Source organism: Pseudomonas sp. R4-15 (assembly GCF_055768815.1).
In genome coordinates this window covers 4,329,095-4,353,458 of the sequence record NZ_CM147293.1, presented here as the reverse complement: position 1 = coordinate 4,353,458, position 24,364 = coordinate 4,329,095, and the positions used below count along the sequence as shown (strand labels likewise).

Genomic DNA, 24,364 nt, shown 5'->3' with positions numbered 1-24,364 from the left:
GGGCGAGGAGGCCCAGGATTCGGGGTGCGGCGCGGCGTACTTAGGCATCCGGCGGGCCCACCAGGGCGTAGGAGGCGAGGCTGACGCGGTGCTGCTGGGTCAGGTACTCGCGGCGCTCCAGGCGTTCGCGCTGGAAGCGGCTGTCCCGCGACAGGCGCGAGAACCAGTAGAGCAGTTCGTCGGTGGCGCCCTCGGGTTCCTGCTCCAGCAGCCAGCTCATCAGGTCCGGCAGCGGCAGCGCCTGTTCGCAGCGTTCGAGCATTTCCCGCGCGGTGCGTGGCGACGGCGTCTTGCCGCCGACGCGCTTGGTCGTGGCGCTGGGGAAGCGGCTCGGCTTGGCCTCGAAGCGCGCCAGCGCATAGACGTACGCTTCGACCTGGCTGGCGCTGCCGAGGAAGGTGCTCTGCGGCCGGCTGAACAGCGGCAGCGCCGCCTGCGGCACGGCGTCCAGACCTTTCTTGCGGATGCTCGCCAGGGCCAGCGCGGCGCCCCGGGTGATCGCGTTGTGCCGGCGCGCTTCCTCGCGCAGCGGCAGCAGCAGTTCGCGGGCGCGGCGCAGGGTCAGCTGGGCGTTGGTCTGCATCTCCAGGATGCGTGCGTGAGTGCGCAGCAGCAGGTCGTCGTCGACCAGTTGGCCCAGGCGTGCCTGCTCGCCGAGCAGCTTGAGCAGCACCTGCTCGACGCGGCGCACGCCCAGCTCGAAGGCACCGTCGGCGGCGACCAGCTGGATCATCGGCTCGACGTACTCGTCCCAGGTGGCGAGCACCTCGGCATAGCGCTGGCGCAGGGGGATCTGCCGGTCCTGGGTCTTCGCCCGCTCGGCCACCGCGACCAGCGCCTGCTCGTCGTTGTCGAGCTTCTTCAATACGTCGCGCACGCGCATGTCGAGCAGACGCAACTGGCGCGCCAGGTCCTGGCCGTCACGGATCTCGAAGGCATCCTGGATGTGCCCGGCGAGGCGCTCCAGATGGCGCAGGTAGGCCTCGATCTCCAGGCACAGGCCGAGGCGATGCTCACGGCGCAGGTAGGCGAGGAAGTCGTGGATCTGCGCGTTGAGCTCGAAGCGGTTGGGGCTCTTTGCCACCGGCACCAGGATGTCCAGCTTGATCCATTGGTCGAGCAGGGCGGTGATGTCGGTGGGCGTGCCTTCGGGCAATTGGCCGGCCAGTTGGGCGCGCAGTTCGCCCAGGCTCAGGGTGCCGGCGTCGAAGCGCTCGCAGAGCGGTTCGAGCAGGGCCCAGTGTTCGGCGAGCGCGCGCAATACGCGCTTGGGATCGATCATCGCGGCGGACGCACCCTTGCAAAAAGGCTCGATTGTACTGACGCCGGGCGCACTAGGCGATGCTGGCCGATCGTCACGCCCTTTTCATCGGATGCTGCTTTCATGGCGCAGGCGATGGCGAAAAAATCGCCAGTGGTCTTTCGATCCTTGCCATGTATCGGCACAATTCGCGTCCGTTTCATTGCCGGGGCCGCAACGCCGCGCCGGTCGAACTCGCAGAGCTACCAGATGATCAAGACGCCGTACTACCTCATCGACAAACAGAAGCTGCTGGTGAACCTGGAGAAGATCGCCTACGTACGCGAGCACTCCGGGGCCAAGGCGCTGCTGGCGCTCAAGTGCTTCGCCACCTGGTCGGTGTTCGACCTGATGCAGCAGTACATGGACGGCACCACTTCCAGCTCGCTCTACGAGCTCAAGCTCGGCCGCGAGAAGTTCGCCGGGGAGACCCACGCCTACAGCGTGGCCTGGGCCGACGACGAGATCGAAGAGATGCTCGCCAACTGCGACAAGATCATCTTCAACTCCATCGGCCAGCTCGAGCGCTTCGCCGACGCCACCTCCGGCACCACCCGCGGCCTGCGCGTCAACCCGCAGGTGAGCAGCTCCGACTACCTGCTGGCCGACCCGGCACGGCCGTTCAGCCGCCTGGGCGAGGCGGACCCCGCGAAGATCGAAGCGGTGATCGGGCAGATTTCCGGCTTCATGTTCCATAACAACTGCGAGAACGGCCGCTTCGAGCTGTTCGACGAGATGCTCGGGCGCATCGAGGAACGTTTTGGCCATCTGCTGGAAAAAGTCCAGTGGGTCAGCCTGGGCGGCGGCATTCACTTCACCGGCGAGGGCTACCCGATCGACGCCTTCTGCGCGCGTCTGAAAGCCTTCTCCGAAAAATACGGCGTGCAGGTCTACCTGGAGCCCGGCGAGGCGGCGATCACCCAGAGCGCGTCGCTGGAAGTGACGGTGCTCGACACGCTGTTCAACGGCAAGAACCTGGCGGTGGTGGACAGCTCGATCGAGGCGCACATGCTCGATCTGCTGATCTACCGCCTCAACGCGAAGATGGCGGCCAGCGACGGCGAGCACACGGTGATGGTGTGCGGCAAGTCATGCCTGGCTGGCGATATCTTCGGCGAGTTCCAATTCGATCGTCCGCTGGCCATCGGCGATCGGCTGTCGTTCATCGACGCAGCGGGTTACACCATGGTCAAGAAAAACTGGTTCAACGGCCTGAAAATGCCGTCCATCGCCGTGAAACAACTCGATGGCAGCGTCGAGCTGGTTCGCGAATTCGCCTACGAAGACTATCGATCCAGCCTCTCCTGAAGACTGGCAAGCGAGGAAGCATAGAATTGAAGAAGAACGTCCTTATCATTGGTGCAGGAGGTGTCGCCAAGGTGGTGGCCCACAAGTGCGCGCAGCACAACGACGAACTCGGTCGTATTGCCGTCGCGTCGCGCAACATCTCCAAATGTCAGGCCATCATCGACAGCGTGCGGGCCAAGGGCAGCCTCAAGCAGCCCGGTGAGCTGACCGCCCACGCACTGAACGCTCTGGACGTGGAAGCGACCAAGGCCCTGATCCACGAGACCGAATCGCAGATCGTCATCAACGTCGGCTCGGCGTTCCTCAACATGTCCGTGCTGCGCGCCTGCATCGACAGCGGCGTGGCCTACCTGGATACGGCCATCCACGAGGACCCGCAGAAGATTTGCGAAACCCCGCCGTGGTACGGCAACTACGAGTGGAAGCACCTGGCCGAATGCCAGGAGAAGGGCATCACCGCGATCCTCGGCGTCGGCTTCGACCCGGGCGTGGTCAACGCCTACGCGGCCCTCGCCCAGCAGAAGTATTTCGACACGATCGAGTCGATCGACATCCTCGACGTCAACGCCGGTTCCCACGGCAAGTACTTCGCGACCAATTTCGACCCGGAGATCAATTTCCGGGAGTTCACCGGCACCGTCTACAGCTGGCAGAACAGCCAGTGGACCAGTAACCGCATGTTCGAGGTCAAGCGCACCGACGACCTGCCGGTGGTCGGCGAGCAGAACCTCTACCTGACCGGGCATGACGAAGTGCACTCGCTGTCCAAGCACCTGGACGTGCCCAACGTGCGTTTCTGGATGAGCTTCGGCGACCACTACATCAACGTCTTCACCGTGCTGAAGAACCTCGGCCTGCTCTCCGAGCAACCGGTGAAGACCGCCGAGGGCCTGGAAGTGGTGCCGCTCAAGGTGGTCAAGGCCGTGCTGCCCGATCCCGCCTCGCTGGCGCCCGGCTACACCGGCAAGACCTGCATCGGCGATCTGGTCAAAGGCGAGAAGGACGGCAAGCCCAGCGAGCTGTTCATCTACAACGTCGCCGACCACGAGGACGCCTTCGCCGAGACCGACAGCCAGGGCATCTCCTACACCGCCGGCGTGCCGCCGGTCGCCGCCGCCCTGCTGGTTGCGCGCGGTCAGTGGGATGCACGGCGAATGGTCAACGTGGAGCAACTGCCGGCCGAGCCGTTCCTCGAGCTGCTCGACGGCATGGGCCTGCCCACCCGCATCAAGGACGCCCAGGGCGATCGCCCCTGGAACCAGCCGGCGTAAGCCGCTGGAGGCCGGCGGGCTCCCTGCCTGGGGACTACCCGCCGGCTGCGTTTCACGCGACAATCCCCCGCTGATTTTTCCTTCGTCGCGCAGGACATCCCCCGTTGAACGCCGAACTCCGTCGCCGAGCCTATCTGGACGCCATGCAAGTGGCGGTCTGGCTGCCGCGCACGGAACTGCCGTTCGCCGCGCCCTCGCGCGTCGAGCTACTGCTCGATCCCGAGCCGCCCGCACCGGTGAACACGGCGCCTGCCGCGGCTATCGCTGCCGCCGTCGCGCCCGTGGCCACGCCGGCACCGAGCAGCGCCCCCAGCGTGCGCCCGACGCCCGCGGAAATCCTGCGGCCGAAGCCTGCCGCGTCCGTGACGCCTGCGGCGCCCGTCGCCGAAGCTGAGCCTGAGGCACCGGTGCCCGCGCCGGAGCCGCCGCCGCGCTTCTCGCTGCAACTGATGCGTGCCGGCAACTGCCTGCTGCTGGTCGAACTGCCCACCGGCGAAGCGCTGCAGCGCCGGGACCCGGCCTACCTGCTGCTCAAGGACCTGCTGCGCGCCGCCGGTCTGCCGGACAGCCCGCAGATCATCGCCGAGCCGGTGCGCTGGCCGCTGTTCGCCGGTGGCAGTCTCGACCAGGGACCGGCGGCCGCCCGCGACTACTTGCAGGGGCTGATCGCCGCGCAACTGGAGCAGCAGACCGCCGCCTGCCTGTGGCTGGTCGGCGCTCCGGCGATGCGCCATTGCGGCGAGCTGGATGATCAGCGGCAGCTGCAGGAAGTCTCCCTCGAGGGACTCTGCAGCGCCTGGGCGCTGCCCGGCCTGGAGCAGCTCATGGAAGACCCCGGACTCAAGCGCGAGCTGTGGCACGCGATGGGACGGGTGATGCGTCGCTGGCAGGCCCCGGCGAACCCCGACGACCTTGCCGAGTGATCCCGTTCGCATGAGTGCCCCTTTGCAGTTCCGCCCGATGACCGAGGCGGATCTCGACCGCGTGATGACCATCGAGAACGCCGCCTTCAGCCATCCCTGGACCCGTGGCATCTTCTTCGACGCGGTGAAGAGCTACGAGTGCTGGATGATGTTCGAGGGTGAACGTCAAGTCGGACATGGCGTGATCAACCTGATCCTCGACGAGGCCCACCTGCTGAACATCACCGTCGATCCGCAGTGCCAGGGCCGTGGCCTGGGGCGTGCGTTGCTCGAGCACCTGATGCGCCAGGCGAGCCTGCGCAATGCCCGCGAGTGCTTCCTCGAACTGCGCGCCTCCAACGAACCGGCCTATCGGCTCTACGAGAGCTATGGCTTCAACGAGATCGGGCGCCGCCGCGACTACTATCCCGCCGTCCGTGGCCGGGAGGATGCACTGGTGATGGCCTGTACGCTGGTGGATTGAACCTGTCACGGCAGCGGAGCCCCTGAAACGGCGCTGCAGCAAGAAAATGGCGACATGCCTGGGCATGGCGAGATTTTATTTCGATTTGTTTCGATATCTCGGGGAATTGGCAATCCATCCGCAGGCCCGGGCGCGTAGCCTATGCCGACAATGAAACCAGGATGCCTGTCGATGTCTCACGCTGCTTCACTGGGCGCGGATGTACCCGCCGTTCCGCTCTCCGATCCCTCACGTGCCGCCGAAATCTCCGCCCGTATCGACCGCCTGCCGGAAAGCCGCAGTCTCTGGCTGCTGGTGGCGTTGCTGTCCATCGGTGGTTTCTTCGAACTCTATGATCTGTTTCAGACCGCCTACATCAGCCCTGGGCTGGTCGCCGACGGCATCTTCGCCACCGGCGGCGCCGGCGTTTTTGGCATCTCCGACCAGGCCTCCTTCGCCGCCGCGACCTTCCTCGGTCTGTTCATCGGCGCCAGCCTGCTGACGCCCTATGCGGATCGCTTCGGTCGACGCAACGTGTTCGTTTTCGCGCTGATCGGCTACACGCTGTGCACCGTGCTGATGGGCCTGCAGAGCAGCGCCATCGGGGTGATCCTGATGCGCTTCCTGGTGGGCATCGGGCTGGGTGTCGAGCTGGTGACCATCGACACCTACCTGTCCGAGATCATCCCCAAGAACATGCGCAGCAAGGCCTTCGCCTTCGGCTTCTTCATCATGTTCTCCTCGGTGCCGGTGGTGGCGCTGCTTTCCTGGTGGCTGGTGCCGCAGGCGCCGTTCGGCGTATCCGGCTGGCGCTGGGTGGTGTTCTTCAGCGCGGTGTTCGCGCTGTTCGTCTGGTGGTTGCGCCAGCGCTTGCCGGAGTCGCCGCGCTGGCTCGCCCAGCAGGGCCGTTACGAGGAAGCCGACGCGGTGCTGCGACCGATCGAGGCGAAGGTCGCGGCGCAGACTGGTCGGGCGCTGCCGGAGGCGCAGATCGAGTCGTTCGCCGTGCAGCCGGAAGGGCGCTTCGCCGACATCTGGAGCGCCACCTACCGCAAGCGCACGTTGATGCTGGTGGTGTTCAACATCTTCCAGGCAATCGGCTTCTTCGGTTTCGGCAACTGGCTGCCCAAGCTGATCTCCGGGCAGGGCGTGAGCGTTACCCACAGCCTGGGCTACGCCTTCGTCATCACCCTGGCCTACCCGCTGGGCTCGTTGTTCTGCATGAAGGTCACCAGCCGCTTCGAGAACAAGTGGCAGATCGTCTGCTCGGCGCTGGGCACGGTGATCTTCGGCACCCTGTTCGCCTTCCAGAGCAACCCGCTGTGGCTGACCTTCTGCGGCATCATGGTGACCTTCAGCAACGCCTGGCTGACCTACAGCTACCATGGCTACCAGACCGAGCTGTTCCCCACCCACATCCGCGCCCGCGCGGTGGGCTTCTGCTACTCCTTCAGCCGCCTGTCCACGGTGTTCAGCAGCGTGATCATCGGCATCTTCCTGGAGAGTTTCGGTACCCCGGGCGTGGTGGTCTTCATCGTCATCAGCATGCTGGTGGTGATGTTCACCATCGGTGTGTTCGGTCCGCGGACCCAGGGCCTGGCCCTCGAGCGCATCAATCACTGATGCGCCTGTGGACAGGCCTGCAAGGGGCCTGTCCAGCCTACTTTTCGTGCAGCATTCCTGACGTTTCGTTGAAGATTCTCAACGCACGAAAAAAACTGTCCATCAATGTTCATTTGCGGTTGATATACGAAGTTCATGGTCCTAAAGTTCGCGCCCGAACGGCCATGCTGGAAACGATCCATTCGGCTCAAGTACTGACGACGAGAGGCTCCCCGCAGCGGGGGTCATCGGCGACAAGCCTTGGGAAGTAGGCGAACCAAAGTGGGGAAACTGATCGGTCGTTCATCCGGCGTATCGCACCGCCGGGCCCACCACTTGTCCATTCCGTTACTGTTCCGCCCATGGAGTCCGGCATGTCCGTGAATATCGAAGACTACTACCCGCGCGAAACCTTCCAGAAGATGAAGGCCTTCGCCGACACCCAGGAAACGCCCTTCGTCGTCATCGACCGGCAAATCATCGCCCAGGCCTACGACGAGCTGGCCGCCTGCTTCCCGTTCGCCAAGGTGTACTACGCGGTGAAGGCCAACCCGGCCACCGAGATCACCGAGTTGCTGCGCGACAAGGGTTCGAACTTCGACATCGCCTCGATCTACGAGCTGGACAAGGTGATGGCCACTGGTGTGGGCCCGGAACGCATCAGCTACGGCAACACCATCAAGAAGGCGCGGGACATCCGCTACTTCTACGAGAAGGGCGTGCGCATGTTCGCCACCGACTCCGAGGCCGACCTGCGCAACATCGCCAAGGCGGCTCCGGGCGCCAAGGTCTACGTGCGCATTCTCACCGAGGGTTCGACCTCGGCGGACTGGCCGCTGTCGCGCAAGTTCGGTTGCCAGCCGGACATGGCCCTGGACCTGCTGATTCTCGCCAAGCAGCTGGGCCTGGTGCCCTACGGCGTGTCCTTCCACGTCGGTAGCCAGCAGCGCGACATCGACGTCTGGGACGCCGCCATCGCCAAGGTCAAGGTCATCTTCGAGCGGCTCAAGGAAGAAGACGGCATCACCCTGCAGATGATCAACATGGGTGGTGGCTTCCCGGCCAACTACATCGCCAAGACCAACAGCCTGCAGACCTATGCCGAGGAAATCATCCGCTTCCTCAAGGACGACTTCGGCGACGAGCTGCCGGAGATCATCCTCGAACCGGGTCGTTCGCTGATCGCCAACGCCGGCATCCTGGTCAGCGAAGTGGTGCTGGTCTCGCGCAAGTCGCGTACCGCCGTCGAGCGCTGGGTCTTCACCGACGTGGGCAAGTTCTCCGGTCTGATCGAAACCATGGACGAGGCGATCAAGTTCCCCATCTGGACCGAGAAGAAGGGCGAGATGGAGGAGGTGGTGATCGCCGGTCCGACCTGCGACAGCGCCGACATCATGTACGAGAACTACAAGTACGGCCTGCCGCTGAACCTCTCCAGCGGTGACCGTCTGTTCTGGTTCTCCACCGGTGCCTACACCACCAGCTACAGCGCGATCGAGTTCAACGGCTTCCCGCCGCTGAAGTCCTTCTACCTCTGACGCACGATGAAGACGCCCAGGTCGGCTGCTGCCGGCCTGGGCGTCTTTGCGTTCAGGCGGGGCACGGGCTGGCTGTCACCCGTGCCAGCGCCTGGCGGTCGCTGGCGTCGCCGAGTTCGGCGGCGCGCCTGAAGTAGGCTGGCGCACAGTCGCGCAGCTCGGTGTGTCGGGCGTTGCGCAGTTGTTCGCGGGCCACGCGCAGGAAGTTGAGGTTGCCGGCCGCGCAGGCGCGTGCGAGCCAGGCCACGGCCTCCTCCACCTCACCTGACTCGGCAAGCACGCAGGCGTGGCTGAACTGCCCGCGGAAGTCGCCGGCCTCGGCGGAGCGTCGGTACCAGGAGTGTGCCGCGCGCAGGTCGCGGGGAACGATACGGCCGTCCTCCAGATACCGTCCCAGCAGGTTCATCGACTTGGCATGCCCAGCCTCCGCGGCCTGGCGGTAGAGGGCGAGGGCGGCGAGTTCGTCGCGTGCCACGCCACGCCCGGTGGCGAGCAGGTTGGCGAGGTTGTAGCAGCCCCAGTCGAGTCCGGCGGCAGCGGCTTGGCGATAGTGCTGCGCCGCGCGCGACAGGTCGACGGCGGTGCCGCGGCCATGTTCCAGGCAGCGCCCGAGCATGTTGTGGGCCATGGGCTGCCCCTCGGCGGCGGCGATCTCGAACCAGCTCACCGCCAGTGCCGGATCGGCCTGGATACCGCGGCCTTCCAGCAGGATCTGTCCCAGCAGCACGCGGGCCTCGGCGTTGCCATGTTCGGCCTCGGCGAGGATCGCCCGTGCCGCGCGCACGGGCTGTTCGGTGAACAGGCGTTCGGCCTCGGCGCCCTCCAGCTCTTCGCGACGCAGCAGCCAGGCCATCTCAGACCTCCGCCCAGCGGCGCAGCAGGTTGTGATAGCTGCCGGTGAGGGCCACCAGCGAGGGGTGCCCGGGATGATCGGCGGTCAACTGCTGGATGGACTGGTCCATTTCGTAGAGCAGGGTGCGCTGGCCGTCGTCGCGCACCAGGCTCTGGCTCCAGAAGAACGAGGCATAGCGCGTGCCGCGGGTCACCGGCGCCACCCGGTGCAGGCTGGTGGACGGGTAGAGCACCGCATCGCCGGCGGCGAACTTCACCTGCTGCACGCCATAGGTGTCCTGGATGATCAGCTCGCCACCGTCGTAGTCGGCCGGGTCGCTGAAGAACAGCGTGGTGGAGACGTCGGTGCGCACGCGTTCAGCGCTGCCGCGCACCGCGCGAATGGCGTTGTCCACGTGCAGACCGAAGTCCTCGCCCGGCGCATAACGGTTGAACAGGGGTGGGTAGACCTTGTTCGGCAGCGCAGCGGAGACGAACAGCGGATGGTTCCACAGGCGCTGCAGCATCGCCTCGGCGATTTCCCTCGCCAGCGGATCGTCCTCGGCCAGTTGGCCATTGTGCTTGGCCTGGGCCGACTGGTAGCCGGCGGTGACACGGCCATCGAGCCAATTGGCCCGTTCCAGAGCGCTGCGTATGCGTTCGACCTCGTCGGCGTCGAACAGTTGGGGGATGCGGATGAGCATGGGGTTTCTCGCGCAAAAGACCAGACGGATAGCAGCGAGATTTTTTATCGTTTGAGAACAAATATCAATTGAAAGTGTTTCTGTGCTGAAATAAATTCTCGCCTTCCTTTGGGAGGGGACACAATGTCGCAACAACAGATCGAGTCATCGACGCAAAAAATCCTGGCTTCGGCCATTGGGGTGGCCTTCACCGCCGTGGGTGGCCACGCCTATGCGCAGTCGCCGCGCGCGGACGAACCGCTGACCCTGGACTCCACCGAGGTGGTGGATAGCGCGGCGGACTACAAGGTCGAGGAATCGGCCTCGAAGAAGTACACCGCACCGTTGCGCGAGACACCCAAGACTGTCACGGTGATCAATCAGCAGGTCTTGCGCGACAGCGGCTCGCTGAACCTGGTCGATGCGCTGCGCACCGTCTCGGGTATCACCTTTGGCGCGGGGGAGGGCGGTAACCCCGCCGGTGACCGACCGATCATTCGCGGCTTCAATGCCGAGAGCGACACCTTCGTCGATGGCATGCGCGACATCGCCATGCAGACCCGCGAGGTCTTCAACCTCGAACAGGTGGAGGTCAGCAAGGGGCCGGGCTCGGCCTATACCGGCGCGGGCTCCACCGGTGGCAGCCTGAACCTGATCAGCAAGACCGCACAACGGCGCGACTTCATCGACGGCGGCTTCACCTTTGGTTCCGACCAGACGCGTCGCTACACCCTGGACGTGAACCGCAAGCTCACCGACGAGATCGCCGCGCGCGTCAACCTGATGAAGCACGACGCCAATGTCGCAGGCCGCGACGGTGTCGATGTCTCGCGCTGGGGCGTGGCGCCGACCATTACCTTCGGCTTCGACACGCCGACCCGGGCCACGCTGTCCTACTACCATCTCGAAAGCGACGACATGCCGGACTATGGCATCCCGCTCAATACCAACGCCGACGCCGATGGCGTACGCCGCCCGGCGAGCGTGGACAAGGACAACTTCTACGGGCTGAAGAGCCGGGACTTCCGCAAGAGCAGCACCGATACCGGCACCTTCAGCCTGGAGCACGATCTGAACGACGCGGTCACCGTGTCCAACAGCTTCCGCGTGGTGCGCACCACCCTGGACTACATCGTCACCAACCCCGACGACAGCGCCGGCAACGTGGTCAACGGCACGGTGTATCGCTCCAGCAAGAACCGCAACAGCGTCAACGACGGCTGGATCAACCAATCCGACCTGAAGGCGCGCTTCGTCACCGGCTTCATCGAGCACAGCCTGGTCACCGGCATCGAGATGAGCAAGGTCGGTACCCACAACCACGGCTATAACGTCAACATGGCTACCGGGCTGACTGGCCGGGTCTGTACTCCGGATCTGCTGGCATCCGGCGATTGCACCAGCCTGGAGAATCCGAATCCGGACGCTGCCTGGACCGGCAACGTGACGCGCAGCCTGGCCTACACCGATACGGACACCGATACCCTGGCGGGCTATGTCTTCGACACGCTCAAGTTCAACGAACAGTGGTCGCTGAACCTGGGCCTGCGCTACGACGACTATGACACGCAGGCGAGTGGTTACAGTACCGGCGGGCGAGGCTCCGTGGCGGGTGACTTCAAGCGCGAGAGCAAGAGCCATTTCTGGAACTACCAGGCCGGTCTGGTCTACAACCCCTTGCCCAACGGGAGCGTCTACGTTGCCTGGTCGACTTCCAGCAACCCGCCCGGAGAAACGGGCGGCGAGGGTGCCGACGGCCTCTCCGACGCCACCGCGATCCTCGAGCCGGAACGCAACCGCAGCTACGAGATCGGCACCAAGTGGGATCTCTTCGACGAGCGCTTGGCGCTCAACGCCGCGGTGTTCCGCACCGAGAAGACCAACGCGCGGGTCACCGATAGCGACGGCACCACGCAGAACGTCGGCGAGACGAGGGTGGACGGCTTCGAACTGGGCGCCTCCGGCAAGCTCACCGACAAGTGGAGCGTGTTCGCCAACTACACGTACCTCGACAGCGAGATCGTCGACGGCGGCGGCTCGGGTACTGCCGCTGGCGCCACCGACGGCAACCAGGTGCCCAACGCCGCACGCAATACTTTCAGCTTCTGGAGCACCTACCAACTGTTGCCACGTCTGACCGTCGGTGGCGGCGCCAACTATGTCGACTCGCGCTATGGCAACACGGCGAACAGCGTCGAGGTACCCGATTACTGGCGCTATGACGCGATGGTCAAGTACGTTGTCAGCAAGCACCTGGACGTGCAGTTGAACCTGCAGAACCTCACCGACAAGCGCTACTTCGACCAGGTCTACAGCACCCATTACGCCCACGTGGCGCCTGGGCGCACCGCGCTGCTGTCGACCAACTTCCACTTCTGAGGCGGATCAACGAAGCCCCGGCGTAGCCTGCGCCGGGGCTTCGGCGCGCTCGCGCGGTGGCACGCGTAATTAGAAGGTAAAGGTTGTTTATCGGCTGCCTTTGAAATGATTTCTCAAATAGAATTCGATCCCGTTTGCAGCGGCAGGCACGCACGCTGCGGATTTCCCTCCATGCCGTTCCCGCCAAGGTGACCCCGGTGTTCAAGAAAGCGATATTCCAGTTGCACTGGCTGTTCGGCATCAGCGGAGGCCTGGTGCTCGCCCTGATAGGGGTCACCGGCGCGCTCTACTCTTTCCAGCCCGAGCTGCTGCGCCTGGCCAACCCGCAGATGCTCTCCGAACAGCGTGACGGCGACATCCTGCCTTTGCAGGCGCTGGTGCAGCGTGCGCAAGCGCAGGGGCCCGCCCCGGTGGTGGGGTTCTGGATGCCCAACCTGCAGGACGGCAGCCCGCTCTCGGTGAACTACGCGCCGGCTCCCGGCGAGCGCCGCGGTCCGAGTGCCTGGTTCGATCCCTACACTGGCGAGCCGGCGGGTGAGATGCGCGGCGAAGGCTTCTTCGGTGTCGCCCTGCAGTTGCACCGCTTTCTCGCCATGGGGTCGGTGGGACGGCAGATCACCGGTGCCTGCACGCTGATGCTGGTGTTCTTCTGCCTTTCCGGGCTGTACCTGCGCTGGCCGCGGCATGCGCTGTCCTGGCGGACCTGGCTGACCCTGGACTGGGCCAAGAAGGGCCGCGCCTTCAACTGGGATCTGCATGCGGTGTTCGGGACCTGGTGCCTGGTTTTTTATCTGCTCGCTGCCTTGACCGGCCTGACCTGGTCCTACAGTTGGTTCCGCGACGGTGCGCACTGGCTGCTCGGCGATGCCTCAGCGGCGGGCCAGGCTCGCGGCGAGGGCCGCGGACGGGGTGGGCCGCCGCGACCGGGCGCGATGCCGGACGTGGACTTCGCTGCGTTGTGGAATACCCTGCAGCAGACCGCCGAAGGCCATCTGCAGGGCTTCAGCGTGCGTCTGCCGATGGGCGCGGGACAGCCTGTCACGGTCTTCATGGTGAGGGATGACGCCGCCCACGGGCGGGCCTTCGATCAGTTGCAGGTCGAGCCGGGCAGCGGCCGGCTGCTGCGCGCCGAGCGCTATGCCGAAAAGTCCGGCGGCGAGCGTCTGCTGGCAAGCATCTACCCCCTGCACACGGGCGAGTACTTTGGCCTGGTCGGGCGGGTGCTGATGTTCGCCGCGAGTCTGGCGATGCCGCTGTTCCTGGTCACCGGCTGGCTGCTGTACCTGGATCGCCGTCGCAAGAAACGCGCGGTGTTGGCTTCGCGGGCGACACTGGCCACTGCGCCACAGGGCGGCGAGCGCTGGCTGGTTGGCTACGCCAGCCAGAGCGGCAGTGCCGAGCAGTTGGCCTGGCGCAGCGCCGCGCAGTTGCAAGCCGCCGGCGCCGCCGTCGATGTGGAGCCGCTGCAACGTCTGGACGCCGAACGACTGGCCGCTGCGCACCGCCTGTTGCTAGTCATCTCCACCTTCGGTGAAGGCGAGGCGCCGGACCACGCCCGTGGCGCGGAGAAGCGCTTGCTGGGTCAGACGCTGGAGCTGCACGGTCTGCGCTACGCCGTGCTGGCGCTGGGAGACCGTCAGTACCCGCACTTCTGTGGTTTCGCCCGGCGCGTGGACGCCTGGCTCAGTGGCTGCGGCGCGCAGCCGTTGTTCGACAGGGTCGAGGTCGACGACGGCGAGCCGGCGGCCATCGCCCATTGGCAGTCGCGGCTGGCGGACTTCGGCGCCGCGGCGGCGCTGCCAGTGGTGGAACGCTCCTGGCAGTCCTGGACGCTGCTCGAACGGCATCTGCTCAACCCCGGCAGCGCTGGCGAGCCCACCTGGCTGGTGCGCCTGGCGGCGCCTGCCGAGCAGCGCTGGGCCGCCGGCGATATTCTGGAAGTCGCGCCGCGCCATCCGTTCTCGATCGTGGATGCCTGGCTCGCCCGTCTGGGTCTGGCGGCGGACTCCCGCGTCGTGGTGGACGGGCTGACGCTGCGTCTGGACGAGGCACTGCGCGGCCGCGAGCTTCCGGAAAGCCTGGCGCACCTGGTCGGTCTGCACGCCCAGGCGCTGGTCGACGAACTGCTGCCGCTGGCCGGGCGCGAATACTCCATCGCCTCTCTGGTCGAGGATGCGGCGCTGGAGCTCATCGTGCGTCAGGCGCAGCGCCCCGATGGCAGCCCTGGACTGGGCTCGGGCTGGCTGACGCATCACGCGGCCCCGGGCGAGGCGATCAGCGCGCGGCTGCGCCGCAACAGCGCCTTCCATGCGCCGGAGGAAGACATTCCGCTGCTGCTGATCGGCAGCGGTACCGGCCTGGCGGGGCTGCGCAGTCTGCTCAAGACCCGCATACGCGAGCGTCGCACGCGCAACTGGCTGATCTTCGGCGAGCGCAACGCGGCCTGTGATTTCTACTGCCAGGAGGAGATTCGCGGCTGGCTCGCCAGCGGCGAACTGCAACGGCTGGACCTGGCCTTCTCCCGCGATGGCGTCGAGCGTCGCTACGTCCAGCATGCGCTGCTGGACGCGGCCGACGAGGTACGCGCCTGGCTGGCGCAGGGCGCGGCGATCTACGTCTGCGGCAGCCTGGTCGGCATGGCCGGCGGCGTGGAGGCGGCACTGATCGAACTGATCGGCGAAGAGGGTTTGGCAGCGTTGAGCGAGGCGGGGCGTTATCGACGCGATGTGTACTGATCGAAGCAGGGCACTGATCGAGGTCGTGCCGCCTGGACTCTGAAAGAAGGATGCGGTTGAGCGAAGCGAAACCCATCGGTAGGGGCGCATTGATGGGTATCGTCGCTACGCTCCTCAACGCCATCCTACGGCCCCCAGCCAGTTCGCGCAGCAGGCTCTGAAAGTAGGATGCGGTTGAGCGAAGCGATACCCATCAGGAGGGATTCAATGATGGGTATCGTCGCCATGCTCCTCAACGCCATCCTACGGCCCCAGCCAGTTCGCGCGGCAGGCTCTGAAAGTAGGATGCGGTTGAGCGAAGCGATACCCATCAGGGAGGCGCTGATGGATATCGGGCGTTGCCCTCAACGCCATCCTACGGGCGGGGCCGGAGGACGGCAGGAGAAGCCCCTTAGCGCAGTCCGAGCACGTCCTGCATGTCGTACAGTGCGGGCTCGCGGCCTTCCAGCCAGAGTGCGGCGCGGACGGCACCCTTTGCGAAGGTCATGCGGCTGGAGGCCTTGTGGGTGATTTCCACGCGCTCGCCCTCGGCGGCGAACAGCACGGTGTGCTCACCGACCACGTCGCCGGCACGTACGGTGGCGAAGCCGATGGTCTCGCGGGCGCGCGCGCCGGTCTGGCCTTCGCGGCCGTACACGGCGACCTCCTGCAGGTCGCGGCCCAGTGCATTGGCGACGACTTCGCCCATGCGCAGTGCGGTGCCGGAAGGCGCGTCCACCTTGTGCCGGTGGTGGGCCTCGATGATCTCGATGTCGACCTCGTCGCCCAGTACCCGGGCGGCGGTGTCGAGCAGCTTCAGGCAGAGGTTGACGCCGACGCTGAAGTTGGCGGCGAAGACGATCGGGATATCCTTGCCCGCTTCGGCCAGGCGCTGCTTCTCGGCTTCGCTGAAGCCGGTGGTGCCGATCACCATGGCCTTGCCCGCCTTGCGGCAGATCTCCAGGTTCTTCAGGGTCACCGTCGGGTGGGTGAAGTCGATGAGGACGTCGAACTCCTCGATCACGCGCGCCAGGTCGCCCGACAGCGGTACGCCAATGCGCCCGATGGCGGCTAGCTCACCGGCGTCGGCGCCGACCAGGGTGCTTTCCGCGCGATCGATGGCGGCGGTCAGGCCGGCACTGCCGGCGGTCTGCTGCACCGCTTCGATCAGGGTCTTGCCCATGCGCCCGGCGGCGCCCATCACTGCAATACGTCGCATAGCAACTGCTCCACGCTGTGGCCGCCGCCGCCGTGGCGGCGGCCACCTTGATTAAAGATCGCCGAAGAAGCGCTTCATGCCGTCGAACCAGCCACTCGCCTTGGGCGAATGGGAGCTGTCGCCCTGCAGGCTGTCGCGGAACTCCTCGAGCAGTTCGCGCTGGCGCTTGGTCAGGTTGACCGGGGTTTCCACGGCGACACGGCACATCAGATCGCCGGGGCCACCCCCACGCACCGGGGCAACGCCCTTGCCGCGCAGGCGGAACAGCTTGCCGGTCTGGCTGCCTTCGGGAATCTTCAATTTGACCCGACCGTCGAGGGTCGGCACTTCCAGCTCACCGCCCAGGGCGGCATCGGCAAAGCTGATCGGCACCTCGCAGTACAGGTGCTTGCCGTCACGCTGGAAGATCGCGTGCTCGCGCACGTTGACCACCACATAGAGGTCGCCCGCCGGCCCACCGAGGGTACCGGCTTCGCCTTCGCCGGAAAGGCGGATGCGATCGCCGGTATCGACGCCCGCGGGCACCTTCACCGACAGGGTTTTCTGTTCCTCGACGCGGCCCTGGCCATGACAGGCCTCGCAGGGCTCGGGGATGATCTTGCCGCTGCCGTGGCAACGCGGGCAGGTCTGCTGCACCGAGAAGAAGCCCTGCTGCATGCGTACCTGGCCGATGCCGCCACAGGTGGGGCAGGTGGTCGGGCTGCTGCCTTTCTTCGCGCCGCTGCCGTCACAGACCTTGCAGTTGACCAGGGTGGGCACGCGGATGGTGACGCTGGTGCCGCGCACGGCTTCTTCCAGGTCCAGCTCCAGGGTGTAGCGCAGGTCGGCGCCGCGCTGCGGGCCGCCGCGGGAGCCGCCGCGTCCGCCGCCCTGGCCGAAGAAGTCGCTGAACACGTCGCCGAAAATATCGGAAAAGCTCGCGCCTGCTCCGGCGCCGCCGAAGCCTCCGGCACCCATCTGCGGGTCGACGCCGGCGTGGCCGTACTGGTCGTAGGCGGCCCGCTTGGAGGCGTCCGAGAGAACCTCGTAGGCCTCGGCGGCCTCCTTGAATTTCTCCTCGGCGGCCTTGTCGTCGGGGTTGCGGTCCGGGTGGTACTTCATCGCCAGGCGACGATAGGCCTTCTTCAGGTCACCTTCGTCGACGCCGCGCTCGACCCCCAGAATCTCGTAATAATCTCTCTTCGCCATGGTTCCTCGTTTCCTGTATCGCCCCTCCAGACACGCCAACGCGGGAGACCGGCTCCCGCGTGGCGTTCAGGGACGGACGCTCGCTGGCGAGCGCCCGGGCTAGGGACTCAAGCGAACTTACTTGTTGTCCTTGACCTCTTCGAACTCGGCGTCGACCACGTCGTCACCGGCGTCCTTGGCCTGCTCGCCCACATCGCCTGCAGCGCCCGGTTGGGGCTGATCGGCATACATTTTCTGGGCCAGCGGCGCGGTGGCTTCGGACAGGGCATTGATCTTGGCTTCGATCTCATCCTTGCTGTCGCCTTTCACTGCGGCTTCCAGATCGGCGATGGCTTTTTCGACCGCGGCCTTTTCCTCGGCGGTGGCTTTCTCGCCCGCTTCGGTCAGCATCTTGCGCGAGGCGTGGACCAGTTGGTCGCCCTGGTTGCGGGCGCTGGCCAGTTCCTCGAACTTGCGGTCTTCCTCGGCGTTGGCTTCGGCGTCGCGCACCATTTTCTCGATCTCGTCATCGGACAGGCCGGAGTTGGCCTTGATGACGATCGATTGCTGTTTGCCGGTAGCCTTGTCCTTGGCGGACACATTCAGGATGCCGTTGGCGTCGATGTCGAAGGTGACCTCGATCTGCGGCACGCCGCGCGGCGCCGGCGGAATGTCGGCCAGGTCGAACTTGCCCAGCGACTTGTTCTGCGCGGCCTGCTTGCGCTCACCCTGCAGCACGTGGATGGTCACCGCGCCCTGGTTGTCGTCAGCGGTGGAGAACACCTGCGACTTCTTGGTCGGGATGGTGGTGTTCTTGTCGATCAGCGGCGTCATCACGCCACCCAGGGTCTCGATGCCCAGGGTCAGCGGGGAGACGTCCAGCAGCAGCACGTCCTTCACGTCACCGGCCAGCACGGCACCCTGGATGGCGGCGCCCATGGCCACGGCTTCGTCGGGGTTGACGTCCTTGCGCGCTTCCTTGCCGAAGAACTCGGCGACTTTCTTCTGCACCAGCGGCATGCGGGTCTGGCCGCCGACCAGGATCACGTCGTCGATCTTGCTGACGTCGACACCGGCATCTTTCAGGGCGATGCGGCACGGCTCGATGGTGCGCTCGACCAAGTCTTCGACCAGCGACTCCAGCTTGGCGCGGGAGATCTTCACGTTGAGGTGCTTCGGACCGCTCGCATCGGCAGTGATGTACGGCAGGTTGACGTCGGTCTGGCTGCTCGAGGACAGCTCGATCTTGGCTTTCTCGGCCGCTTCCTTCAGGCGCTGCATGGCCAGCGGGTCGCCCTTGAGGTTGATGCCGCTTTCCTTCTTGAACTCGTCGGCGAGGTAGTCGATCAGGCGGATGTCGAAGTCCTCACCCCCGAGGAAGGTGTCCCCGTTGGTGGCCAGCACTTCGAACTGGTGCTCGCCGTCGACTTCGGCGATCTCGATCACCGATACGTCGAAGGTACCGCCGCCCAGGTCATAGACGATGACGGTGTGATCGCCCTTGGCCTTGTCCATGCCGTAGGCCAGGGCCGCGGCAGTGGGCTCGTTGATGATGCGCTTGACGTCCAGGCCGGCGATGCGACCGGCATCCTTGGTGGCCTGGCGCTGGCTGTCGTTGAAGTAGGCCGGCACGGTGATGACCGCTTCGGTGACGGCTTCGCCCAGGTAGTCCTCGGCGGTCTTCTTCATTTTCTTCAGCACTTCCGCGGAAATCTGCGGAGGCGCCATTTTCTGGCCCTTCACTTCTACCCAGGCGTCACCGTTGTCGGCCTTGGCGATCTGGTAGGGCACCAGTTTGATGTCCTTCTGCACCACTTCTTCGTCGAAGCGGCGACCGATCAGGCGCTTGACCGCGTACAGGGTGTTCTGCGGGTTGGTCACTGCCTGGCGCTTGGCCGACTGGCCGACCAGGGTTTCGCCGTCGTTGGTGTAGGCGATGATCGAGGGCGTGGTGCGGGTGCCTTCAGCGTTCTCGATGACCTTGACGTTACCGTTTTCCAGAATGGCGACGCAGGAGTTGGTGGTCCCCAGGTCGATACCGATGATCTTGCCCATCGTCTGTTCTCTCCGAATTTGGGTTTTGGCGCGCCCCGCGGGGCGCGGCGGCAGAATTCGCTTGCTTAAAAGATGGGGGCGAGGGCCCCGATTTCAACCTTGCGTCTCAGGCCTTTTCGTCGATGCTCGGGGCCTTGCTGACCACCACCATGGCGGGGCGCAGCAGACGACCGTTGAGCAGGTAGCCTTTCTGGAACACCTTGAGCACGCTGTTGGGCTCGGCATGGGGACTTTCCTCCATGGCCATCGCCTGGTGGTGCTCCGGGTTGAAGGGCTCGCCGTGCGGGTCGAGTTGCTCGAGCTGGTAGCGCTTGAAGGTGTCGTGGAACATCTTCAGGGTCAGCTCGATGCCGTCGCGCATAGGCTTGATCGACTCGTCGGTCGGATCGGACAGCTCCAGGGCACGCTCCAGGCTGTCGACCACCGCCAGCAGGTCGGCGGAGAACTTCTCCAGCGCGTACTTGTGCGCCTTCTCCACATCCTGTTCGGCGCGGCGGCGCACGTTCTGTGCATCGGCGGTGGCGCGCAGCGCCTGGTCCTTGGCCGCGGCGAGCTGCTCTTCGAGCTCGGCGACGCGCGCCGACAGATCCGCGCCGTTGGCCGGCTCGGCGGCTTCGTTGGCCTCGGGATTCTGCTTTTCGAGCATTTCTTCGTCAGCCATGCGTGTCTCCTCTTGAATATCGGTCCGCAGGTTCGCCTGCGTCTGGCGTTGAACGGCTATATGGGGACGCAAATCCTTGCTTCAAGGGAGGGCTTGCACGGATATCGGCGACCGCTTGTTCTTACCGGCAGAAAGACTGTATAAATGAACAGGTCAACGGGTCTTCGGGAGAATCCCCCATGCTGGTCCACCTGTCCGTGCACAACTACGCCATCGTCGAGCACCTGGATCTGGAGCTCGAGCGGGGCATGTCCGTGATCACCGGCGAGACCGGTGCCGGCAAGTCGATCATGCTCGATGCCCTCGGCCTGGCCCTGGGCGACCGGGCGGACAATGGCGTGGTGCGTCCCGGCGCCGACAAGGCCGACATCCTCGCCAGCTTCGAACTGGGGGACATTCCCGAGGCGCGCGCCTGGCTCGCCGAGCGCGACCTGGACAGCGAGGGCCCGTGCATCCTGCGCCGGGTGATCACCGCCGAAGGGCGTTCGCGGGGCTACATCAATGGCAGTCCCTGCCCACTGGGCGACCTGAAAAGCCTCGGTGGACTGTTGATCGACATCCACAGCCAGCACGAGCACCAGTCGCTGCTCAAGCCCGACACCCATCGCCGCCTGCTCGACGAGTACGCCGGTGGCGCCGAGCTGGCGCGCCAGGTGCAGCTCGCCGCCCAGCGCTGGCGGCAGACGCGACAGGAGCTACAGCGCCTCTCCAGCAGCGGCGAGGAGCAACGCGCTCGCCATCAATTGCTCAGCTACCAGCTCGAAGAGTTGGAAAACCTCTCCCTCGGCGAAGGTGAACTGGAGCATCTGGAAGAGGAACACCGCAACCTGGCCAATGCCGGTCAATTGCTCGCCGGCTGCCAGCAGGTGCTGGAGCTGTGCAGCGAGAGCGAGGCCGGCAACGTGCTCTCCGCGTTGACCACCAGCCTGGCCCGGCTCACCGCCCACGGCGAGCAGCGCGGTGCCTTGGGCGAGGCGGTCAACCTGCTGGCCAGTGCGCAGATTCAGGTGGAGGAGGCCGTCGGCGAGGTCAACCGCTTCATGGACCAGTTCGACGCCGACCCGCAGCGCCTGCAGCAACTCGAGGAACGTCTGGACGCCATCTACGGCCTGGCGCGCAAGCACCGTGTGCAGCCTGCGGAGCTGGCTGAGTTGCAGCAGCGCCTGCTCGATGAGCTCGAGAGCCTGAACGCCGATGACGCGACGCTGGAACGCCTGGATGGTGAACTGGCTGCCTATGCACGGCATTACCAGGAGCGCGCCGAAGAGCTCAGCCGCCTGCGGGGCCGCGCCGCCGAATCTCTGCAGCAGGCTGTCGAGGGCGAGATGCAGCGTTTGGGCATGCCGGGCGGCCGCTTCTCCATCGCCTTGACCCCGTTGCCCGGCGACGAGCCCCAGGCTCAAGGGCGCGAGCAGGTCGAGTTCCTGGTCAGCGCCAACCCCGGGCAACCGCTCAAGGGCCTGGCCAAGGTCGCCTCCGGCGGCGAGCTGTCGCGCATCAGCCTGGCGATCCAGGTGATCACCGCGCAGACCTCGCGTGTGCCGACCTTGGTCTTCGACGAAGTGGACGTGGGCATTGGTGGGCCAACCGCCGAGGTGGTCGGGCAACTGCTGCGGCGCCTGGGTGAACGTGGCCAGGTGCTGACCGTCACCCACCTGCCGCAAGTGGCCGCTCAGGGGCACCAGCACCTGTTCGTGCACAAGCAACGCGGCAGCGACGAGACCCGCACCGCCGTGGCGCGCCTGGATGCCAAGGGCCGTGTCGAAGAGGTCGCGCGCATGCTTGGTGGCGTGGACTTGACCAAGGAGTCCCTGGCCCACGCGCGCAAGCTGGTGGTTTCGGCGCAGGGCTGAATCTGCAATGAAAAACCCGCACAGGCATCAACCTGTGCGGGTTCTCTGTAGCTCAAGGATCAGTTCGCCGCATACTTCCGGTTGATCTTGCCTTTCTCCAGCGTGTACTGGGTCAAATCGATCTGGCCGGTCTGCAATTGATCATCCAGATTCGTCATATCGGCTTCCTCCAGCCTCGCTACATGGGCTTTGGTCGCCGTGTAGTTGATCGCCTCGGCGGCTGAGTGGCCGCTGACAGGGTCCCAAAGGATCGACAGAGGCCAGAACAGCAGATTCACGACACCCCAGCCATACTCGCGCCCGTAGAACGAACCTCCCCCAGGTAGCAAACCTAGTGCCGCCGCCGTCCCGGGATTCTTTTCCTCCACGGCAAGGCCGCGGGCCTGGTAGTTGCGCATTTCGGCTTTTTCATACGAATTGAGCCCGCTGGCACATCCGCTACAGATCACAGCCATTCCCATGGCCAACAGCAAACCACGCGCTTTCATGCGCTCACACTCCTTGATAATCCATGACTGCTCCATAGAGCGGACGCGATGATATCAGTCGGCCACATATCGGCGAATAGCATAATCATCTGGTGCGGGAGTCGCAGGGGGACACCCTCTGGCCCATGACGGGGAGGGGGATGTACGGCAGGCGCTGTCGCCCTGCTCCGCGAAGAGGCTGCAGAGCGGGAGGACAGATAATTACCGAGCGGAGTAGACCGGGCACGCGCGGCCAAGTGTGCTGGCAGGCAGGGGCAAGCCCATTGGTAGGAACCATGGGTTAATTGCTCCGTGCAGGGGACATGCATGCCTGACGTAAGGCGTTTCGAGGCCCAAGTCTGGGCCAGGAAGGGTAGCCGTTCGAATGCCGCGTACCAGTCCACACTGACAGCAGAGGTAAGAATGAGCAGGTCGCTACTGGGTGGATTCAACCGGTCGTCGCAACACCTTTGATCATGGAGGTGTTTATGGGGCGACCTGCAGGGTGGATGCAGAAGTTGACGGGGCGAGGGGCAATGTGCTCGCCAGGTGCGCCGTCACTTCGCCGTGAGATCGAGCGGCTATTTGGGGAACAGATCGCAACCGGGATCACAAGCGAAAGGGCGGCAGAGGCCATTGGCGTATCGTCAGCGATGGGCACACGCTGGTTCCGTCATCGCGGCGGGATGCCATTGTTCATGTCGAACCACATCATATCAGGAAGGTACTTGTCGTTCGCTGAGCGAGAGGAAATCGGGCTGTTCCGGGTGCAAGGTGTTGGTGTGCGTGAGATTGCTCGCCGTCTTGGACGAAGTCCGTCGACAGTTTCACGGGAGCTGACTCGTAACGCAGCAACTCGTAGCGGCCGACTCGAGTATCGCGCTTCAGTCGCGCAGTGGAAGGCGGAACTGGTTGCCAAGAGACCGAAGCCGGCGAAACTGGTGACCAACCCGCGACTGCGCCATTACGTGCAAGAGCGCTTGGAAGGCAAGGTTCATGAAGCTAATGGCCGTGAGATTGCCGGGCCTCTACAGGCACCGTTCAAGGGGCGAAATAAACCACATCGCGGTGACCGTAAATGGGTCAATGGTTGGTCGCCTGAACAGATTGCCAACCGGCTGCAAATCGACTTCCCGGATGACGAGTCCATGCGTATTTCTCACGAAGCTATATATCAGGCTCTCTACATTGAGGGGCGAGGCGCTCTCAAGCGCGAGTTGGTGAGTTGCCTGCGTACTGGGCGGGCGTTGCGCGTACCAAGAGCCAGGGCGCAGGCCAAATCATGGGCACATGTCAGCGAGGACGTCATGATTTCCAGCCGCCCTGCTGAGGTGGAAGATCGTGCCTTACCAGGGCATTGGGAGGGTGACCTGATCATTGGCCTGAACCGATCCGCGATCGGGACGCTGGTCGAGCGGTCAAGCCGATTTACCATGCTCGCTCATCTGCCTCGCGAGGAAGGTTACGGGCTGACTCCCCGGACGAAGAACGGCCCCGCTCTTGCTGGCTACGGTGCTGTCACCATGACCAATGCTCTGAAGAAGGCCGTAACTGGCTTGCCCGTTCAGCTGTGGCAATCACTGACTTGGGATCGCGGAAAGGAGCTATCGGATCACGTCCGCTTTACCATCGAGTCTGGAGTGAAAGTCTTCTTTGCCGACCCTCACAGTCCATGGCAGCGCGGTACGAACGAGAATACAAACGGTCTTCTGCGGCAATATTTTCCGAAAGGCACTGACCTGTCTCGTTGGAGTGACCAAGAGATCCAAGCCGTAGCCCATACGCTGAACACTAGACCCAGAAAAACACTCGGCTGGAAAACACCTGCCGAGGCACTGAACGACTATCTGAAATCTATTCAGCAACGCAGTGTTGCGACGGCCGGTTGAATCCGCCTTGGCTGCCACGATCCGAGTGCAGCAGCGAGCCTCGGCCATCTCCAGCGCGGCGT

General features: G+C 64.9%; 18 protein-coding genes. 10 read left to right on the top strand and 8 right to left on the bottom strand.

Annotation, left to right across the window (positions count from 1 at the left end):
- Positions 1 to 40: 40 nt before the first annotated feature.
- Positions 41 to 1,282, bottom strand: coding sequence for an Mks condensin complex protein MksB (gene mksB, locus ACYRGX_RS20960; RefSeq protein WP_473054350.1), 1,242 nt, complete (start codon positions 1,280 to 1,282; stop codon positions 41 to 43).
- A 228-nt stretch (positions 1,283 to 1,510) separates the two neighbouring features.
- Here mksB and ACYRGX_RS20955 point away from each other — a divergent pair, with 228 nt between their 5' ends.
- The 6 genes from ACYRGX_RS20955 (at position 1,511) to ACYRGX_RS20930 (ending at position 8,384) form a co-directional block, all read left to right on the top strand.
- On the top strand, positions 1,511 to 2,608 hold the full coding sequence (locus tag ACYRGX_RS20955) for a carboxynorspermidine decarboxylase (protein WP_473054349.1): 1,098 nt from the start codon (positions 1,511 to 1,513) through the stop codon (positions 2,606 to 2,608).
- Between the two features lie 26 nt (positions 2,609 to 2,634).
- Positions 2,635 to 3,879 carry a saccharopine dehydrogenase family protein gene (locus tag ACYRGX_RS20950; protein WP_473054348.1) on the top strand — a complete coding sequence of 415 codons (1,245 nt, stop codon included), beginning with the start codon at positions 2,635 to 2,637 and terminating at the stop codon, positions 3,877 to 3,879.
- Positions 3,880 to 3,983: 104 nt separating this feature from the next.
- Entirely contained in the window at positions 3,984 to 4,802 is an 819-nt protein-coding gene (locus ACYRGX_RS20945) for an energy transducer TonB (protein WP_473054347.1), read from the top strand.
- 10 nt (positions 4,803 to 4,812) lie between these two features.
- Positions 4,813 to 5,265, top strand: a complete 453-nt coding sequence (rimI, locus tag ACYRGX_RS20940) for a ribosomal protein S18-alanine N-acetyltransferase (protein WP_473054346.1) — start codon at positions 4,813 to 4,815, stop codon at positions 5,263 to 5,265.
- A 171-nt stretch (positions 5,266 to 5,436) separates the two neighbouring features.
- The gene (locus ACYRGX_RS20935; RefSeq protein WP_473054345.1) at positions 5,437 to 6,867 is read left to right on the top strand and encodes an MFS transporter; all 1,431 of its coding nucleotides are present in this window, start codon (positions 5,437 to 5,439) and stop codon (positions 6,865 to 6,867) included.
- Positions 6,868 to 7,220: 353 nt separating this feature from the next.
- Positions 7,221 to 8,384, top strand: a complete 1,164-nt coding sequence (locus ACYRGX_RS20930; RefSeq protein ID WP_473054344.1) for a type III PLP-dependent enzyme — start codon at positions 7,221 to 7,223, stop codon at positions 8,382 to 8,384.
- A gap of 52 nt (positions 8,385 to 8,436) precedes the next feature.
- Here ACYRGX_RS20930 and ACYRGX_RS20925 read toward each other — a convergent pair whose 3' ends face one another.
- A complete protein-coding gene (locus ACYRGX_RS20925; RefSeq protein WP_473054343.1) occupies positions 8,437 to 9,237 on the bottom strand; it encodes a tetratricopeptide repeat protein in 801 nt (266 codons plus the stop codon).
- 1 nt (position 9,238) lies between these two features.
- On the bottom strand, positions 9,239 to 9,919 hold the full coding sequence (locus ACYRGX_RS20920) for a Fe2+-dependent dioxygenase (RefSeq protein WP_473054342.1): 681 nt from the start codon (positions 9,917 to 9,919) through the stop codon (positions 9,239 to 9,241).
- Between the two features lie 123 nt (positions 9,920 to 10,042).
- On the opposite strand from ACYRGX_RS20920, the gene ACYRGX_RS20915 reads away from it, so the two are divergent.
- Both ACYRGX_RS20915 and ACYRGX_RS20910 read left to right on the top strand, forming a co-directional pair.
- A complete protein-coding gene (locus ACYRGX_RS20915) occupies positions 10,043 to 12,277 on the top strand; it encodes a TonB-dependent receptor (protein WP_473054341.1) in 2,235 nt (744 codons plus the stop codon).
- Between the two features lie 197 nt (positions 12,278 to 12,474).
- On the top strand, positions 12,475 to 15,012 hold the full coding sequence (locus ACYRGX_RS20910; protein WP_473054340.1) for a PepSY domain-containing protein: 2,538 nt from the start codon (positions 12,475 to 12,477) through the stop codon (positions 15,010 to 15,012).
- Between the two features lie 391 nt (positions 15,013 to 15,403).
- Here ACYRGX_RS20910 and dapB read toward each other — a convergent pair whose 3' ends face one another.
- The 4 genes from dapB to grpE all read right to left on the bottom strand — a co-directional run bounded on the left by dapB (position 15,404) and on the right by grpE (position 20,111).
- Positions 15,404 to 16,210 (bottom strand): 4-hydroxy-tetrahydrodipicolinate reductase, encoded by an 807-nt coding sequence (gene dapB, locus ACYRGX_RS20905; protein ID WP_473054339.1) that lies wholly within the window; start codon positions 16,208 to 16,210, stop codon positions 15,404 to 15,406.
- Positions 16,211 to 16,261: 51 nt separating this feature from the next.
- Positions 16,262 to 17,398, bottom strand: coding sequence for a molecular chaperone DnaJ (gene dnaJ, locus ACYRGX_RS20900; RefSeq protein ID WP_473054338.1), 1,137 nt, complete (start codon positions 17,396 to 17,398; stop codon positions 16,262 to 16,264).
- 117 nt (positions 17,399 to 17,515) lie between these two features.
- Positions 17,516 to 19,432 (bottom strand): molecular chaperone DnaK, encoded by a 1,917-nt coding sequence (dnaK, locus tag ACYRGX_RS20895; protein ID WP_473054337.1) that lies wholly within the window; start codon positions 19,430 to 19,432, stop codon positions 17,516 to 17,518.
- A gap of 106 nt (positions 19,433 to 19,538) precedes the next feature.
- The gene (gene grpE, locus ACYRGX_RS20890) at positions 19,539 to 20,111 is read right to left on the bottom strand and encodes a nucleotide exchange factor GrpE (RefSeq protein WP_473056747.1); all 573 of its coding nucleotides are present in this window, start codon (positions 20,109 to 20,111) and stop codon (positions 19,539 to 19,541) included.
- Between the two features lie 161 nt (positions 20,112 to 20,272).
- On the opposite strand from grpE, the gene recN reads away from it, so the two are divergent.
- Positions 20,273 to 21,946, top strand: a complete 1,674-nt coding sequence (gene recN / locus ACYRGX_RS20885; RefSeq protein WP_473054336.1) for a DNA repair protein RecN — start codon at positions 20,273 to 20,275, stop codon at positions 21,944 to 21,946.
- 59 nt (positions 21,947 to 22,005) lie between these two features.
- Here recN and ACYRGX_RS20880 read toward each other — a convergent pair whose 3' ends face one another.
- Complete coding sequence (locus ACYRGX_RS20880) at positions 22,006 to 22,434, bottom strand: hypothetical protein (RefSeq protein ID WP_473054335.1); 429 nt, start codon at positions 22,432 to 22,434, stop codon at positions 22,006 to 22,008.
- 488 nt (positions 22,435 to 22,922) lie between these two features.
- On the opposite strand from ACYRGX_RS20880, the gene ACYRGX_RS20875 reads away from it, so the two are divergent.
- Positions 22,923 to 24,302 carry an IS30 family transposase gene (locus ACYRGX_RS20875; protein WP_473054334.1) on the top strand — a complete coding sequence of 460 codons (1,380 nt, stop codon included), beginning with the start codon at positions 22,923 to 22,925 and terminating at the stop codon, positions 24,300 to 24,302.
- Positions 24,303 to 24,364: the final 62 nt, after the last annotated feature.